This is a genomic window from Collinsella sp. TM05-37 (assembly GCF_003436455.1).
GTDB lineage: Bacteria > Actinomycetota > Coriobacteriia > Coriobacteriales > Coriobacteriaceae > Collinsella.
Window position 1 is genome coordinate 46,411 of the sequence record NZ_QSPN01000008.1, and the last position, 18,216, is coordinate 64,626.

General features: G+C 59.1%; 12 protein-coding genes. 11 read left to right on the forward strand and 1 reads right to left on the reverse strand.

The window, feature by feature from the left end:
- Positions 1-5: 5 nt before the first annotated feature.
- From DXD48_RS05645 to DXD48_RS05685, 10 genes are all read left to right on the forward strand, one after another.
- Positions 6-1,877, forward strand: coding sequence for an ABC transporter ATP-binding protein (locus DXD48_RS05645; protein WP_117564334.1), 1,872 nt, complete (start codon positions 6-8; stop codon positions 1,875-1,877).
- Positions 1,878-3,737, forward strand: coding sequence for an ABC transporter ATP-binding protein (locus DXD48_RS05650; RefSeq protein ID WP_117564335.1), 1,860 nt, complete (start codon positions 1,878-1,880; stop codon positions 3,735-3,737).
- A 111-nt stretch (positions 3,738-3,848) separates the two neighbouring features.
- Entirely contained in the window at positions 3,849-4,400 is a 552-nt protein-coding gene (gene bilS, locus DXD48_RS05655) for a flavodoxin family protein BilS (RefSeq protein ID WP_117564336.1), read from the forward strand.
- 848 nt (positions 4,401-5,248) lie between these two features.
- Complete coding sequence (locus tag DXD48_RS05660; RefSeq protein WP_158548935.1) at positions 5,249-5,761, forward strand: signal peptidase I; 513 nt, start codon at positions 5,249-5,251, stop codon at positions 5,759-5,761.
- A 70-nt stretch (positions 5,762-5,831) separates the two neighbouring features.
- Positions 5,832-6,518: a hypothetical protein gene (locus tag DXD48_RS05665; protein WP_117564338.1), complete on the forward strand. Its 687-nt coding sequence runs from the start codon at positions 5,832-5,834 to the stop codon at positions 6,516-6,518.
- 97 nt (positions 6,519-6,615) lie between these two features.
- A complete protein-coding gene (locus DXD48_RS05670; protein WP_117564339.1) occupies positions 6,616-7,092 on the forward strand; it encodes a hypothetical protein in 477 nt (158 codons plus the stop codon).
- Positions 7,093-7,103: 11 nt separating this feature from the next.
- Positions 7,104-7,262, forward strand: a complete 159-nt coding sequence (locus DXD48_RS10095; protein ID WP_158548936.1) for a hypothetical protein — start codon at positions 7,104-7,106, stop codon at positions 7,260-7,262.
- 3 nt (positions 7,263-7,265) lie between these two features.
- Entirely contained in the window at positions 7,266-12,737 is a 5,472-nt protein-coding gene (locus tag DXD48_RS05675) for a hypothetical protein (protein ID WP_117564340.1), read from the forward strand.
- A 1-nt stretch (position 12,738) separates the two neighbouring features.
- The gene (locus tag DXD48_RS05680) at positions 12,739-13,320 is read left to right on the forward strand and encodes a hypothetical protein (protein WP_117564341.1); all 582 of its coding nucleotides are present in this window, start codon (positions 12,739-12,741) and stop codon (positions 13,318-13,320) included.
- A gap of 2 nt (positions 13,321-13,322) precedes the next feature.
- Complete coding sequence (locus tag DXD48_RS05685; RefSeq protein WP_117564342.1) at positions 13,323-14,021, forward strand: hypothetical protein; 699 nt, start codon at positions 13,323-13,325, stop codon at positions 14,019-14,021.
- Positions 14,022-14,725: 704 nt separating this feature from the next.
- On the opposite strand, the gene DXD48_RS05690 is transcribed toward DXD48_RS05685, so the two are convergent.
- Complete coding sequence (locus DXD48_RS05690) at positions 14,726-17,026, reverse strand: LTA synthase family protein (RefSeq protein WP_117564343.1); 2,301 nt, start codon at positions 17,024-17,026, stop codon at positions 14,726-14,728.
- Positions 17,027-17,239: 213 nt separating this feature from the next.
- On the opposite strand from DXD48_RS05690, the gene DXD48_RS05695 reads away from it, so the two are divergent.
- Positions 17,240-18,109: a nitroreductase family protein gene (locus DXD48_RS05695; protein ID WP_117564344.1), complete on the forward strand. Its 870-nt coding sequence runs from the start codon at positions 17,240-17,242 to the stop codon at positions 18,107-18,109.
- Positions 18,110-18,216: the final 107 nt, after the last annotated feature.

Below are 18,216 nucleotides of genomic sequence, written 5' to 3' on the forward strand. Positions count from 1 at the left end.
TATACATGATTGAGTTGCTCAGGCGTTTTGGTGGTAAGTTTCGCCGATATATGGTGATCGGCCCTGCGTGCAAGTTGATCGAAGTGATCTTTGACCTGCTGACGCCGCTGGTGATTGCCCAGATGATCGATAAGGGCATTGGCTCGCACGACGTGGACGCCGTCGTCCACTACGGCATAGTGCTTGCCGCCATGGCCGTGATCGGCATCTCGTTTACGCTCGTCTGCCAAAAGATGGCGGCGCTCACCTCGCAGGGCATGGGCACCGATATCCGTGGTGCGCTCTACGAGCGCATTAATAAGCTGAGCTATGCTGAGCTCGATCGCTTTGGCACGCCGTCGCTTATCACCCGCATCACCAACGACGTCAACCAGGTGCAGCTCGCCGTGGCGCTGGGCGTGCGTATGCTCATCCGCTGGCCTTTCCTGGCGGTGGGCTCCATGTGCGCGGCCCTTGCCATCGACCTTAAGCTCGGCATCATCTTTTTGATCTGCACGCCCGCTATCGGCCTGGTATTTTGGTTTGTCATGGCGCGCTGCATCCCGTACTACAAGCAGCTGCAGGCAAAGCTCGACCGCATCGCGCTTATCTGCCGCGAAGGCCTTTCAGGCGCTCGCGTGGTTCGCGCCTTCGTGCGCGAGGACCACGAGCGCGAGCGTTTTGCCCAAGCAGCCGACGATCAGGCCAATACTGCCATCGCGGTGGGCAAGCTCTCGTCGATCCTTAACCCCGTTACGTTTTTGGTGATGAACCTGGGCGTGTGCGCCATCCTGTGGGTGGGCGGCATCCAGGTCAACGTGGGCGATCTCACGCAGGGTCAGGTCATGGCGTTTGTGAACTACATGACGCAGACCCTGACCTCCATCGTGTACGTCGCCAACCTGGTTGTGGTCTTTACCAAGGCAAGCGCGAGCGCTTCGCGTATCAACGAGGTGCTCAATTGCGAGCCGAGCATCACCGACGAGGGCAACCAGCCGGTCGCGCTGCCCAAGCCGGGCGCGACGGGCAATGCCGCTCCGGCCTCCGCGCTGAGCTTGAGCCATGCGAGCTTCTCGTTTGGCGCTGGCGCGGCAAATGCTGTCAACGATGTGACGCTGGAACTCCCGCTGGGCAAAACCCTCGGCATTATCGGCGGTACGGGCAGCGGCAAGTCCACACTCGTCTCGCTTATCCCACGCCTGTACGATGCGGGCACCGGCAGCGTGAGCGTGATGGGCGCCGACGTGCGCGCATGGCCGCTCGACCAGCTGCGTCACGTGGTCGCGACCGTTCCGCAGCGAGCGTCGCTGGTGAGCGGCACGATCCGCAGCAACCTGACCTGGCGCGACGAGTCGGCAACCGATGAGGAACTGTGGACGGCGCTCGATATAGCGCAGGCCAGCGAGTTCGTGCGCAACAAGCCGCAGGGGCTCGACGCCCCGGTCGAGGCGGGCGGCAAGAACTTCAGCGGCGGTCAGCGCCAGCGCCTGACCATTGCGCGCGCCCTGGTGGGCTCGCCGCAGGTCCTGATCATGGACGATTCTGCCTCGGCGCTCGACTTTAAGACCGATGCGGCGCTTCGTCACGCCATTCGTGAGCGCAGCGGTCGTGGTGCCGTCGAGGGTGGGCTGCCGCTGACAACCGTCATCGTAAGCCAGCGCGTCTCGACCGTGCGCGATGCCGACATGATCTGCGTGCTTGACCACGGTTCGGTCGCGGGCTTGGGTACGCACGACGAGCTGTATGCGACTTGTCAGCTTTACCGCGAGATCTGCCAGTCGCAGCTTCGCCGCGAGGAGCTCGAGGGCCAGCAGGGGAGTGCCGCGTCCGCGTCCGCCCCAAGTGCCACGCCCGCCCCAATCGCCTCTGCATCTGCCTGCGCAAAGGAGGGCTGCTAAATGAATCCGTACACTTCTTCCGGTTCGGTCGCCACGATGACGGCCAATGTGTCCGGCAACGACAAGCTCAACGACCTGGGCGACGGCCCGCGCCAGCCCGGCGACCCCGAGCGCTATCCCGTGGGCGCGGTGACCCGCCGCCTGATGGGCTACGTCCGTCCGCACCGTATTTCGTTTACGGCGTCGTTTGTGAGCGCCGCCATCTCGGTGATTTTGCAGCTCTACACGCCTATTCTCATCGGCGAGGGCATCGACCTCATCGTCGCGGCGGGCCAGGTGGACTTCGATGCACTGCTGCCGCTTGTCACCAAACTCGCGCTCGTCGTGGTGGGGGCCGCGGCCTTCCAGTGGCTGCAGGGCTATTGCGTCAACCGTCTGTCCTACGAGACGGTGCGTGACATGCGCGTGGAGGCGAGCGACAAGCTCAGCCGCATGCCGCTCAGCTTTATCGACAGCCACGCCCACGGCGACCTTATGAGCCGCGTGGTCAACGACGTCGACCAGGTGGGCGACGGTCTGCTGCAGGGCTTCACGCAGCTTTTCACCGGTGTTATTACCATCGTGGGCACGCTTGCGTTTATGCTCTCCATTAACCTGACCATGACGCTCGTGGTGGTGCTCGTCACGCCGCTCTCCATCTTTGCCGCCGGTGCTATTGCCAAGCTCTCCAACAAGAGCTTTACGGCTCAGCAGCGTATTCAAGGGCAGCTTGGCGGCCATATCGAGGAATACGTGGGCGAGCAGAAGCTTGTCGACGCCTTTGCCTATGGCCCCAACGCCCAGCAGCGCTTCGATGCCCTCAACGCTGAGCTCTACACCGCAGGCGAGCGCGCGCAGTTTATGGGCTCGCTTTCCAACCCCGGTACGCGCTTTATCAATAACATCATCTACGCCGTGGTTGCCGTCATCGGCTGCGTGGGCGTGATCACGGGCGTGCCCGCGGCGCTCACGGTGGGCGGCGTGCAGATCTTCCTGTCCTATGCCAACCAGTACACTAAGCCGTTCAACGAGGTCACCAACGTCATTACGCAAATCCAGACGGCGTATGCCTCGGCGCGTCGTATGTTTGCGCTGCTCGACGCCAGCGAGCAAGAGCCCGATGCGCCAGATGCCGTGGAGCTTGCCGCCCCGCAGGGCGAGGTGGCCTTTGAGCATGTGGACTTTAGCTATGTGCCCGACCGCAAGCTGCTGCAGGATATCTGCATCGAGGCCAAGCCCGGCATGCGCTTTGCCCTGGTCGGTCCCACGGGCTGCGGCAAGACGACGCTCATCAACCTGCTGCTGCGTTTTTACGATATCGATGCCGGCCGCATCTCGGTAGACGGGCGTTCGTCGCGCGACTACACGCGCTCGAGCCTGCGTCGCGCCTTTGGCATGGTGCTGCAGGACACCTGGCTGTTCGAGGGCACGGTGGCGGAAAACATCGCTTACGGTTGCCCAGATGCCACGCGCGAGCAGGTTATCGAGGCGGCCAAGCGCGCGCACGCGCACAAGTTTATCGTGCAGCTGCCAGGCGGCTACGATACGGTAATCGGCGAGGACGGCGGCACGTTTAGCCAGGGTCAAAAACAACTGCTGTGCATCGCGCGCGTCATGCTCACCGATCCGGCGATTCTGCTGCTGGACGAGGCAACGTCGAGCATCGATACGCGTACCGAGCTGCAGGTGCAGGCGGCATTCGACGAGCTCATGGCTGGCCGCACGAGCTTTGTGGTGGCGCACCGCCTGTCGACGATCCGCAATGCCGACTGCATTCTGGTTATGCGCGACGGCCAGATTATCGAGCGCGGCACGCACGACGAGTTGCTAGCGGCAGGCGGCTTCTACGCCGAGCTCTACCGCAGCCAGTTTGCCCAGTAGGGGCTGCCGATTAGCGGCAGATGGTTTACATCTGCGTCGTTAGTACTAAGATATGCTTTTAACAAATTGCATTAATGGCTCGAGTTTCGGGGGAAACGAGGCAACGTGACTATGACATGCTCTATGGTGGTTAACAGCAAGAGCGGTAATACCAGGATGGTTTCGGGGGCGATCAAGCGCGCCCTGCAGGCTGCAGGCGTCGAGTTTATCCATGCCGCCGCGCTGAGCGATGATGCAGATCCGGAGCAGGTCGCGCACGAGGCAGAGGGTGCCTGCGCTGCCGATACGGTGCTTGTCGGTTTTTGGTGCGACAAGGGTGCCTGCACGCCCTCGGTGGCGGCGTTGCTCTCCGCCTTGCACGGCAAGCGCGTGTTCCTGTTTGGCACCTGCGGCTTTGGGGCCGACCAGAGCTATTACCAGCAGATTGTCGACCGCGTAACTTCCAATCTGGCCGAGGATGCCGAGCTTGCGGGCTGGGCGATGTGCCAGGGCAAGATGGGTCCCGCGGTTAAGCAGCGCTACGAGGCCATGCTCGAGCAAGATCCCGAAAACGCCCGATTTAAGATGCTGCTCGACAACTGGGTTGCCGCAAAGGATCACCCCACCAAGGAGGACCTGGACAACATGACCGCAGCCGCCAAGAAGGCCGTGCTGGGCGAGTAGGCGTGTCGCCTCGCGCTCGAGATAATACAAACGTGAAAGCCTCGAGATTCTCGAGGCTTTTTTCGTGACACGAGGGCGCCCCTTTATTGATGGAAGGCCTAATAAGCTGATTGTTCTATGCCCGGATGTGTGCGGAGTGGGATGGGATTTCCGGATGGGTGGGGTTGCGGAAGCTGCGTCCCGGAATTTGCCTTTGGAATGGGATGCGGTTTCCCGTTGAGGGGCTCTGTGGAAACCGCATCCCAGTTTTCGGCCGAGAAATGGGATGCCGTTTCCGGTTGAGGGTCTTGGCGGAAAGTGCGATCCGGAATTTGCGATCGGAGTGGGATGTGGTTTCCCAACGGGGCCACAAGCGGAAACCGCATCCCATTTCGCAAGCGAATTCTGGGACACGGTTCTCAGAGGATTATGGGCTGCGAACTACATGGGGCTGTCATAAAACTCCGGCAAAGGGGGGTCGGAAATAAATGACACTTCCAGTAGTTTGTTTTAATGTGGGGGGGGGGTACCATTATTTTAGTTTCGCAAAAAACGAACCTTCTATGGGGAAGTTGCGTAGGGGGTTAGTCGTAAGTATTGGATAAAACAGACTAATTTGGGGATAAATGACCACTTACGCCAAAATAAGTAGCATTTAGCGATAAAACATTGAAAAATATGTAGCACATCGCTATGTTTTTATTACGAAAAGATTCCAAATTGGCTTATTTCGGACTCACTTTTCAAGCGCCTTGCGGTTCCTGTTGAAACTTGCTGACCTTTGGATGGGTCGAATAGGTCCTCAAGGGGGATGAATTATCACTTTGACGGCGCGTAGACTCAAACGATTTATTACGCTTTTGAGTAGCTTGGCGTTCGCGCTTGTCATAGCCCTTGCCGTTGTTTCTTTTGTGCCTCGCGCATTTGGATACACGCCCTTTGCTGTGCTTTCGGGCTCTATGGAACCCGAGCTTCCCGTTGGCTCCATGGTGTTTGTCCGCCAGGTTGAGCCAACGGATATTGCCGTGGGCGACAATGCAACCTTTTACCGATCGGACGGCGCCGTGGTGACGCACCAGGTGTATCAGATCGACCCTGTGGCGCAGATGATCGGCACGCAGGGAATTGCGAACAAAAATGCAGACGGAAGCATCATGCACGATGCCGAGCACACGCCTTTTTCGAGTGTTATCGGCACTGTTTCTTTTTGTGTCCCTTACCTGGGCTTCGTTAACGCATATTGCACGACGATGCCCGGTTTGCTTGTTGTGGTGGCCGTTCTGGCGCTGCTGATCACGGCGTCGATAGTGCTCGATCGGATGGTTCCCGACGAGCCTGCGGGCAAGCATACCCGCGTGCATGCGAGGGAGCGGCGTTCATAGCGGCAGGGAAAAACGTCGGCGGCGGTAGGGGCCGTTGCCGGGGAAGACGATTCTCGAAAGGAAGAGAACGATGGAAAACAAGAAGAAAAAGCGCTACGGCATCATTGCCGCCCTGCTGCTGTTGGTGCTGGCTGCCGGCGTGGGTACCTACGCCTGGCTGACGGCGCAGTCGAGCCTGACCAACAACTTCACCACTGCGGGCATCAACAAGCCCACTACCGATCCCGACCATCCGAATCAGCCGCTTCCGGATGATAACAATAAGGTCAACGGCAACCTGACCGAGACCAAATGGGTTAAGGACTCTAAGCTCGCCCCTGGCGTGTCTGTACCCAAGAATCCTAATGTCGGTATCGGCAAGGGATCCGAGGATGCATATGTGTACGTCTTCGTGAACAACAAGACGGCGTCTGCCGGGGCCGATCATTCCAAGACGACTTACTTCACCATTAACTCTGGCTGGAAGGCCGTTGAGGCGACCGCCGTTGAGGGCGAGCCGACTCATTATCTCGGTGGCCTTTTCGTTTATGTTGGCGAAGGAACCGAGGCTACCCCGCTTATTGCCAGCAAGAATGAGGATAAGTGGACTGGCGAGCTGTTCAGCCAGGTGACTACGCCCAAGGACACCGAGCAAAAGGATTTCGCCAATTCTGCCACGATGGATGTCAACTGCTTCATTTACGCGGCAGACAATACCGCTGAGGGTTCGTCTGCGTCTGCTTTGGCTGCTGCCAAGAATTGGGCTAAGGACCTGTAGTAATCCCACCCCCTCTACCGAGATCCCGGCCCGCTCCCCATCCCCATTTTCGGGTCGGGATCTCGGTCCCCCTTTTTATCGACGACTGGCGAACGTAATGCTCAATAATCTTTCCGACAATCAGAAACGCACCTTGGCGCTTGCCGCGATGGCGCTGTTGGCCCTGGCGTGCCTGTGCGGCACGCTGGCTTTTACTGTTGATATGGTTCCGGCGAACAACGTTCTATCGTTTGGCAGCGTGAAGGTACGAGTCTGCGAATACACCCTAAACGAGCAGGGCGAGGAGATTCCGTTTGAGCCCAACGAGCACGGGGACTATCCCGACACCAAAGCCGGGGGTTCTGACATCAGCCGCATTGTGCGCGTGGAGAACGTCGGCTCGCAGCCTGAGTACGTTCGCGCGCGCCTGCGCATGAAGTCAGTGGCACCCGACGGCTCGTGCGCGGATGCCTCGGGCAACGTTGCGTTTCATGTGGACGCGGGCGAGGGGTCCCGTGGATCGACGGCGGCGATGGGTGGTACTACTACCGTGGATTGGCCGGGCGTGGCGGCATGCTCGACCCCGGCGCCATGACGGAAAGCCTTATGGACTCGCTGCGATTTGTGGGCGACTACCACGATGCCGCGCGCGGCGGCTCATTCAAGCTCGATATCGATGTTCAGGCCGTGCAGGCCAAAAACCAGCAGACAAGCGATACCGCCCTCGACGTACTTGACGTTGTGGGTTGGCCGGAGGCGAACTAGCCTATGAAGATCAAGAATATGAACCGGGGTATGCTTAGCAGGCTGGTTGCCGTCGCAGCGATTGCCCTTTGCTGCGTTATGGCGCTGCCAACGGTGGTGCATGCCGAGGATGTGCCCGAGGCCAAAATCGAATTCCACATCAAAAACGAGGCTGACTTTTTGTCGTGTGTGGCGCTGTCGCGCGAGCGCGATACGTCCGGCTGGCACGTTTATCTCGATAACGACATTGAGCTCGACAGCGACGACATGAAAACCATCGTTGCAGACACCGTTAAGCATCTGTCGTTTGGCAACAAGGAGCATCCGTTTAAGGGCGTGTTCGATGGTCAAAACCACGCCGTTGAGGGCCTGAACTACGATAAAGACGCTTTTGACCCCGAGCGCGATACGGGATTTTTTGCCGAGACCAACGGCGCCACCATCAAAAACTTCCTGGTCAAGGACGCCAACGTGTGGGCGGACTTCCGCGGTGGCATTATCGTGGGCAAGGCCGTCAAAACGCGTTTCGAAAACGTTATGGTCATGGAGAGCACGCTGCACGTGACCTGCGCCAACAATGCTCTCAACCTCATTACCAACGCAGGCTTTGAGGGCGGTCTCATCGCCGGCGAGCTCGACGGCTGCACCCTCTACAACTGCGAGGTCCGTGGCGGCCGTGCCGTCAACAATACGACCTCGGGCGTGCAGGCGCTCGGCGGTGAGGGTCTGTATATGGCGGCGTTTGCCGGCTACGTTAAGAACTCGACTATCGAGTACTGTCGCGTGACGCCGACGCGTAAGGACGACGGCTCGATTGCCGAGAAGGGCATGACCGACGTCACCAATAAGTACGACGTGGCCATTGGCGCCCTGGGCGGCAACAACGTGTACGCCTCGGGTTTTGTGGGCTGCATGGCGGGCGAGGCCAAGATTATCGACTGCTTCTCGACGGCGCAGTGCTACAGCTATGCCGCGTCGTACGTGGGCGTCGTCGCCGTGACGCGCGCGTGGACGGGTGGCTTGGCGGGTCGTATTCTAACCGAAAAGGGCAACGAGCTCGTTCGAAGCCATTTTGCGGGTGACTTGAGCTCGCGTCAGTACAATCCCATCGCCGTGATCCCCATCATTCAAAACGATGTGAACCTGGGCGGCATTGCCGCGCGTGCCAACAAGGATGATGCCACGGTCACCGAGTGCTACTTTAAGCCGAGCGTGAGCCTTTCTGGCAACAGCCAGGGCAACCCTGCCAAAAAGAAAATCCCCTCGTTTGGCGGCGATGACACCACCAAGGGTGATGGCTATGGTCCATGGGATGACGAGCGCTACACCACGCGCGAGCTGTGGGAAGAGCACGACTACGACTTTTGTGCCGGCACCAAGCGCTCGACTGCTAACAACGGGGCCTTGGGTGGCTCGCACTTCAATGAGTGGGCGATGGATTACAAGCTGAATATTCCTGTGCATGGCCAGAGCGTTAAGGCGACGATCGATTTTCCCGGTGCGGGCACCGCGACAATCGAGAAGACCAAACTTGGCAAAGACCAGGCGACCTCGGATCCGTACGCCTTTGCCGTGAGCGCCGTGCTGGCGGGAACGGCCCAAGGCCTGGCCCAGGGCGATACATCGGTAACGTTTAAGCAGGATACCTCCGCAAAGCCAGAGGGTTTGACCGAGGCCAACGGCGGCTACCGCTTTATGGGCTGGTTCCGTGAGCCCGGAGTCAATGTGAACCGTATCGATGCCGATAACGCCTGGTTTAACGGCAAGACCGATGCCGATGCCGTTAAGGCTGGCAAGCAGGTCCAGAAGAACGAAGCGCACGAGATAACGTCGAGCTATACCGCCGATAACGCGAAGGGGGCCGAGGCCTTTAAGGGCAACGACCTGTTTATTGCTTCGTACGAGGCGCAGGTACTGTTCTATAACGTCAAGGGCGAGACGCTCGCGTGGCAGAGCGGCGAGGAGCACGACAAGTCGACGGACTGGTACCGCTATGGCGTCGGTTTAACGCCGGCTGCCCCTGCGGACCGCGGCACTCTTTCTGCCAGCGCCACCTTTATCGGTTGGACGACGCAGCCGAGTGGCGAGGCCGGGATGCATGGCGGTTACGCGGCCATCACCTCGCCTGAGCTTGCCGAGTTAAAAAACGCCGGTGCGTTCTATCCTGCCGGCACCGAGATCACTGTGCTTGGCCCTACCGATTTTTATCCGGTGTACACCGACTATGTGTCGAACATCATGACGGTGTTTGAGGGCAATGAGCAGGATGCAACCGACGATCAGACTCGGCGCGACGGTGTGGGCAAAACTGACGTTAAGGTTGAGACTGCAGAAGATGGCACAAGCGCGTATACCGTACAGGTGCTCGACGTATCCGGTAAAGCTATATCCGAGGAGGGCCAGCTGCCCGACGGCTATCGTTTCCTGGGTTGGTATGAAAACAAGGGAACCGAGGATGCCCCGCTCGAGGTGCGCGTAAGCCGCGACCCCAGCTATACGCTCCCCGCCGATGTCGATTTAACTGCGCCGCATACCTACATCGCCCGCTTTGAGTACCGAGTGGATTATTACGTTCGGGCTTATACCAACCATGAGTTTACGGACAGCAAGCTACTTTGTTCCGTTTGGAATCGCTATCAAACGCCCTTTGAGGAAAACGTCGGTAGTACCTTCGTGCGTGAAAACGTCGTCCACTGGGGCCCGGAGCATGTTGACCACGGTATAAAGGATAGTTATGAAACGTGTGGCACGCGCTTCACGAAGGAAACCCTTGTCGTGAGTCCCCTTAACGCGTACTCGCACAACGTTAAAAACGATACGGGAGCCGATACTCTAAAAAACCTCTATGCCGATACCGATTTTCCAGGCGCTGCAACGCTAAGCGATACTTGGACTTCGGCTTCGCTGAACGTAACGGTCAAACCGGTGAATGATCGCTATCGCCTGAATTTCTGGACGCTTGAGCGCGATGGTGAATATTGGACATATGTGAAAAATCCCATCGAGAGCATGGTGCGTACAGATAAGAAGTACTACGTTCGCGCGATGATTACCACGGACGTTAATTTCTACAACAAGGGCGATAATGTCGTGAGGACTGCCACGCGGCGCTATGAGAGTAACTTGCTGCAGACCAAGGTGAACGGGGCGGATCCGACGTTCACGTATTACTACCCGCATGTTAATAAGTCGGTTAAAGTGGCCGAAAAGCCAGAAGATGGTGAGAAGGGATCGTATGAGAGCCCCCTGACCCTCGAAGCTTCCCCGACCGATGCCGACATGGCCGTGCCGGGCTATAAGTTCCTGGGCTGGATTTCGACCGCCGAGGTTCAGAAGGATTCTGACGTCTGGAAGTATATCTACGACGTCGCCGGCGACTCCTATGTGACGAGTGATCCGGATAAGGCAGAGCCGTATCTGGCGACCGACGAGTCCAAGGTCACCCAGTGGCAGGATGCCTATCCCGTCTACGCAAAGTACGACGTCAGCTACACCACCAACCTGCATCGCGCAGGTTTTGAGGGTACGGACAAGGTCAATGTGCCTAGCTACAACATCGCTCCCGTTATCAACGCGGACACCAATCCTGCTACGGCAACGGTGACCCCTGACGTTACGACGCCGGTTTATAAAGCAGGCGGTGAGCTGTATAAGTTGCAGAAGGTTGAGATCGAGCTTCCGAACGGCGAGATCAAGACGCTTCCCTACGATGTGGAGCATGGTACTTGCTCTTATCCGGTGGAACCTGGCGGAGCCTATACATTCGTGGCGTACTATTCGCCGTTGGCGGTTGTGTACCACCTCAATGCCACGGATGTGGACGGCAAAGTTGCTCAGCAAGACGATATGCTCGGCAACCTTAATGGCGGCATCCCGAAGCCTACTTATGACGTCAGCACTATCGATGCGGATACAGGCAAGTTCAACGTCTTCGTGGGCTGGACGGAAGCCGAGCCGGCACCTGGCAAGGGCTATGTCGCTTGGTCAGAGGGCATCCGTATGGTGAGTGCTTCTACCGTGGTCAAGGCCCCCATGGAGCTGTACCCGGTCTACCGTCCCAACCTGGTTACCGTTCAATCGAACATTGACTCTAAACTTGCGAATCCCGATCTTGTCCGTAGCCTCGGCCGCACTGATTCCGGCGACCAGATTTCTCTTGAGGTCAAGGCCGCCGAGGAGGTTGAGGGCACTGACGGCACCAAGTACGACTTTGTCGGCTGGTCGCGCGATTATGTCAATGACGGGCAGTACACCCTGATGACTGACGATGAGAAGTATCCCCTCGAGGGCAGCGAGCCCTTTGAGAGCGTGACCTACACTGCGGTGTACAAGAAGACGCCGCTTAAAGTGCGCTATCACGACACCGAAGACAACGTCATCTACACCGCTACGGTAGACCCGAACGATACGAGTGTTCTGCGTGGCCAGGATGGCAATGCCGGCTTTGTTCAGACAGTTAAGGTGCCCAAGATGGACGAGAACGGCAACCCGGTCTATGACGACAAGGGTGAACCCGTCATGGAGCCAAAGGAAGTGGCCTACGATCCCGAAGCCTACTCCGCAATCGTCGCATTCCTGGGCGAGCGAGCGGATAGCAGCTTGAAGGAGTTGTTCTTGGAGTGGCAGTGGGTTAATGGCGACAAAGCTGTGGCGTGGAGCGACTTCAAGGGTAAACCGGTTACAGCCAACATGGATTTGTATCCGGTGACGTATAAGGTCGTCGCTAACGACACATCGGACGATGCGAGCCCTAAGAATGTGACCGGGCAGCTCAAGTGGTTGCTTGATCCCAATGCCGCGAACACGATAGATGACAAGAGCGATAAGGCGCCGTTCAAGGCTTGCTTTGCAAAGCCCTTCATGGGCACGCAACTGACGGTGCACGTTGACCGCGTGGGCTATGGTCTTCCTGGCCAGACTCCTGCGCCTGTCAACGGGAAGTATGTCTCGCTTTACAGTTCGGGTTCAGGCGAGGGCTCGTTTGAGCTGACGAATCGTTTGGACTACAAGCTCACGGGCGACGGCACTCAGAGCGATGGCAATGCGGTGTTCGATTTCGCCGCTACGCATATGCTCAAGATCGTCAAGCAAACCCAGGATAGCTGGGCGAAGGGCAAGACGTTCCGCTTCAAGGTTTCCCGGGCCGGCATGGACGGCAACGCCTTGGAGGAGCGCACGGTTGAGGTAACGGTGTCATCGGATGCGCAGCTGAAGGACGGTTCCGCCTGGTACTCCGGCGCTATCGAGCTTGCGGTCCCGGCGGGTATCTACACCGTCGAGGAGGACTCAGCGTGGGCATGGCGCTACAGCAACCAAATCGGCGTCCCTGGCAAGCAGCCGGGCGATAAGGCGCAGGCGACTATCTCCGCTGCATCGAGCGCGAACGATGTCACGTTCACCTGCACGAACACGCGTGTGAACGACAAATGGATCGACGGCAGCAATCGTGCCCATAACGTTTGGAGCAACGGCAACGTAGCAAAGAAGGAGGATTAGCATGTCCAAGCGCAAGCGCATCATCGCCTTGCTGGTGGGGGTTATCCTCCTGGCCGGTACGGCAGGCACGTTGGCCTGGCTTTTGGTTACGGGCGTGCTGGTCAACCAGTTCGGCATCGGGTCGGTGACGCCATCGGTTCAGGAAACGCTCAACGGCAAAGTGAAAAGCGATGTCAAGGCGAAGAACACGGGTACCGCGCCCGCCTATATTCGTGCTGCAGTGGATATCTACTGGCAGGACCAGGATGGCGCACGCCTGTGGGATGAGCCGAAGGAGGAGCCGAAGGGTGAGGCGGATTACGAGATTGCGTGGAGCGTGGCTGATGCCTCGGGCGCGAACTCGGCTTATAACTGGGTTAAGGCGAGCGACGGGTTCTATTACTGGACGTCGCCCGTCGCTCCTGGCGCGGAAACCGGCGTGCTCATTAATAGGGTTACCGAGCTCAAGGCAACCGAAGGTCGCAATCTTGTCGTGGATATCTCCACTCAGGCGGTCCAGGCGACGCCCGATGAGGCCGTGCACGACGCATGGGGTTGCTCGGTCGAGAATGACGTGCTGGTGCCGCCGCATGGAGGTGCGTAAGTATGGCGTTCCCGATTCGTAAAGGTGTTGCGCGCTCCTTGCGTTGCATGGTCGCGGCCATTTTCTGCGTGGTCGCGCTCGCTGTTCCCGCCCGTGCGTTTGCCGATACTCCCGCGATTGCCTATGACGGAAATGCGCGTCAGCTGACGGTCTCGGGGGCGACGGACTCCTCGGGGGAGCCCGATCTGTTTTTGGCCTTTAAAGATCTGATGCCTGGCGATGTGCGTGATCAGCAGATAGAGATTCGTGCCACGGGCGTAAAGTCCCAGGTGCGCGTGTTTGTGCGTGCCGTTGTCGATCACGAGACGGCACGCCTGCTGTCGCCCATTACCCTAACGGCGTCGGCGGGCGATGGCTCTGCAGGTTGGCTCCAGACAGGAACACCGGGCAGCGCGTTCGCTTATCCCACGCAAATCGCCACGTTTACGAGCGATGGCAGCACGGTGCTTAATTTGCAGCTAAACGTTCCGACATCGGTGGGCAACGAGGTTGCCGACGCAAACAAGACCATTCGCTGGGAGATTACCGCCGAGGACGATGGCGAGAAGATTCCCGTGCAGTCTGCTGACAGCAAGAAGCCCGGCTTGCTTGGTCTGGCGGCAACGGGCGACAACACGCTCACGTTGCTTTTGGTGTTGCTGACACTTGCAATCATCGCATTTATAGCCGCACTTCTTTTGTCCCGGAGGGATAAGCGCTAGGTTCATCTTCTAAACGCAACGCCCTCCCGGGCGGCGGGCACGAAGTTCCCTGCTCTACAGTCCTGCGCAAGACGAAGGCCACATTAAGTGGCCTTCTTTGCGTGCGGAACTCGCGATGAACTTCGAGCCCGCCGCTCGGGAGGGCGCCCCTTTATTGACGGAAGGCCTAATAAGCGGATATTCCATGCCCGGATGTATTCAGAGCGGGACGGGCTTTCCGGATGGGCGGTGTTTCGGAAAGTGTGTCCCAGAATCGGCGCTCAGAGTGGTCCCCACTTTCCGGTTGATGTCTTGTCCGGAAACTATGTCCCGGAATTAAGGCTTGGAATGGGATGCACTTTCCGGTTGAGAGCCTTAGCGGAAAGTGCGACCCGGAATTTACTCTTGAAGTGGGATGCGCTTTCCCAACAGGCCCTCAAGCGGAAACTGCGTCCCATTCCGAAGGCAGATTCCGGGACACACTTTCCGAATACAAAGAAGGTCACTTAATGTGGCCTTCAACTTATATATGTTCAGCGGATACCCCCATGACAAGCCGTGCTCCAACAACAAGGCGTCTGTCCGGGCGGAGGCATATAAGGTTCATCGCGAGTTCCGCACGCAAAGGAGGCCACTTAATGTGGCCTCCGTCTTGCGCAGGACTGTCCGAGCAGGGAACCTTATATGCCTCCGCCCGGACAGACGTTTCAGTTATGAGCGACCCGCTACTTGATCTTCGTCGTGCCCGGTGCCAGGTTGGGGTCGGTCTCGTTGGCCTCGGTCTGGAAGTGCTCGGTATACACGTTCTTGCCGTCGCGGAACATCTCGTAATACTGCATCTTGGCGTAATCCTCGCGCGCCTTGGTGGCGGCTGCGGCAGCGGCGTCGTCACCGGTGACGTTGGAGGAGAGCGCCCAGCGCAGGCTGGCGTCCTCGTAGCCGACCGAGTTGATGGCGGGCAGCGACTTGCGCAGCGTCATGTGCGCCTTCTGGTAGTCGGACAGCGGTGCGCCGATCAACTGCATAAGCTGCGTGGACAGGTAGTTGGTGGACAAGTCGTCGACCTCGCTTGTCTGGTCGCAGCCGGCAACGTCGTAGTTGGCCCAGATGGTGTAGTCGGTCTGCCACAGACGCTCCTGGTGCGTGGCGTCGTCCTCGTTGGTAAACCACTTGTCATTGAACTTGGACGGGAAGAACGGCTGATGGTCGCCCCAGAACACCACGACCACCTTGCGGTCGAGCTTGCTTAAGGCGTTAAGGAAGTAGCGCAGCGCCTGGTCGGACTGCTCGATGCACGAGACATACTCGTCGACATCGGAGAGCGTGCCGTCCTCGACGGTCTTGGCGTCCAGGTCGGTCGTGTCGATGTTCAGGTGCATCTGCTTGTCGACCGGCAGCAGGCCCGTGTCGTAGCCCGAGTGGTTCTGCATGGTCACGTCGAAGATAAACTGCGGATCGGCGTTCTGGTCGAGCAGCTCAAGAATCTTGTCGTAGGTAGCCTGGTCGGTCACCATGCCGCGCAGGGTATCGGCTCCCTGGAAGTCGTTGATGGACAGGAGCTGGTCAAAGCCAAAGTCCTTGTAGACGTTCTCGCGGTTCCAGTTGGTCGCGTGGTTGGGGTGCATGGCCGTGGTGGAATATCCGAGCGACTTGAACTGCTCTGCCAGGTTCCCAGTCGTTTCCATGTTGTAGATGGTGTAGGGGTACACGCCCGAGCCCAGGTTGGCCATGGAGTTGCCGGTCATAAACTCAAACTCGGTATTGGCGGTACCGCCGCCGTAGGCGCTCACATAGAGCTTGCCGCGACTGAGGCAGTTGGACAGGCTCTTAAAGTACTGCGGACCCTCGTAGCCGGCGCGCATGTTCTGGTAGATGGACAGGTCCGAGAAGGTCTCGTTCATGATGGCGATGACCGTGGGCTTCTCGCTGTCGAATTGCTCCTTTGCGGCGGCGCGCTCGTCGCTCTTGGCCGCGTCGGACTTGTCGTAGGCCTTGGCGTACTTTTTGAGCGTGGCCTTGGCATCGTCGACGGAGTAGTCGGCGGGTTTGGGCGGCTTGATGGACTGCGCTGCACTAATAAAGGCAGGCAGATAGCCCTCGCGCCAGTAGCTCTCGAGCGGACGCCAGGTGTAGACGGTGATGCCGAGGGTGTTGTAGTAGTCGATGAGCGTGACATGCGCGGTCACACCGCCCAGGCATAGCACTGCCACGAGCAGGTTGGTGAGCAGCATGCGCTTGGCGTTGGCGGCGCCCTTCTGACGGTGCGGTGCCACCAGGCCGGCGTACTCGCACAGCAGCATGGCGATGGCGGTAAAGCCCATGGACAGCACGCAGAACAGCGAGATCGAGAAGGTGTAGCCGTTGCCGGCGACCGCGGCGGCGGTGGAGATGGCCGAAAGGTCGCCCGGCTGGATGGGCATGGATTTAAACGTGATGACGAAGAACTCGGCAATGCCCAGGACAAAGAGGGCAAGGGCCAGGACCGCGGGAGCTGCGCCGTGGCGCTGGAATAGGAAGAACAGGCCGGTCATGAGCACGGTGATGATGGCCCACTCGAGCAGGATGCACAGGGGGTAGACCCAGGTAAAGTCGTGGTTGGACGAGACCTCCATGCCCAGCAGCGCAAAGACGCCGGCGAGCAGCAGGCACAGGACGGCGGCGACGAGCGGTTTGCCCACAAAGGCGCCGCGCAGGCGGGCGAGCTTGCCGGTGGGGGCGGGGGCGTCGGGCGCGGCAAACGCAAAGACGCGCGGGGCGATGCGGTCGCGGGCGATGCTGGCCCAAGCGCAGCCGGTGAGGATGGCGTTGGTCAGGATGAGCATCACAAAGGCGAGCGGCTCGTTTTGGGCGACGAGGCCAATGGCGCCCCAAATGGTCAAAAAGAGCTGGAACAGGCCGAAGGCGACGCTCCACCCAAGAGCACTTTTGGCGACGGTGCCCGACTGAGCGCGAATGGCCTTGGCCTCGCGCAAGACAAGGTAGACGGTCGCCGCAAGACCGACGAGCGAGATGGCGGCAGCGAACATGCTGAGACTCCTCACAAACTAAAACCTACGAAAGCGGGGGTTTACCCGATTGTTACCAAGATATGCGCTGCATTTGGTGACTGCGCACAACAACCAGCCATAATAACGCGCGTGCGTGGCGGTGTTGCGCAATGTAGCGGCGACCTGCGCGATAATGGACGGGAATTACACGGAAACGTAAAGGCTTCTTAAAGAAATGGCGAGGATGAGGCGATGAACGAGCGGGTTTGTATGACGAGTGCGGGCGACGTGGGCACTGGCATGGACGCGGGCGGCTATCCGGTCGAGACTACGGGCAACGCGGCACTGGACATCTTGGAGCACCGTTCGTCCACGCGCGCTTTTGCGCGCGATGACGACGGCCGTCCCGTGGCGGTGACCGACGAGCAGCGGGCGGCGATCTTGCATGCGGCGAGTCGCGCGCCGTCGGCGGGCGCCATGATGATGTATTCCATCGTGAGCATTCGCGAGCAGGCTACGCTGGACCGTCTGGCCGACCTGTGCGATCACCAGCCCATGATCGCCAAGGCGCCCTGGGCACTCATATTTGTGGTCGATTATGCCAAGTGGATCGATCTGTTTGAGCACGTGGGCTGCTTTGAACCCGAGTTTGTCGGGCGCACGGGCAAGGCGCCCCGCCGCGCGCCGGGCCTGGGCGACTTTGCCATCGCGGCGCAGGATGCCGTGATCGCCGCGCAAAACGCCGTGGTCGCCGCCGAATCTCTGGGGCTGGGGAGCTGCTATATCGGCGATATCGTCGAGAACGCCGAGGAAGTTGCCGCACTGCTGGACTTGCCTGCCTATACCATGCCGCTGTCGATGCTCATCATCGGCACGCCCCGTAAGGAGCGCCCGGCAATCGCGCATCCCGTGGTGAACCTGGTGCACGAGGAGCACTACCGCCGCGCCGACGCCGCGACGATGGATGCGCAGGTGGCCGAGATGGATGCGATGTTTCGCCCGCACGCCCGCGAGGTGGGCGAGCGCGTCATCGACATCTACACCCGTAAGCACACGAGCCCCTTTATGGCCGAGATGAGCCGCTCTATGGAGTGGTGGTTCAAAAACTGGCTCGGAAAATGACGAATGCGACAAAGGGGGCGTCCCTTTGTCGCATTCCATATCGCCGCGGTGGCCTAAAGGCCGCATAAATGTTTGTCTAGCTGGGAAAACGGTGCCATTAAAATATG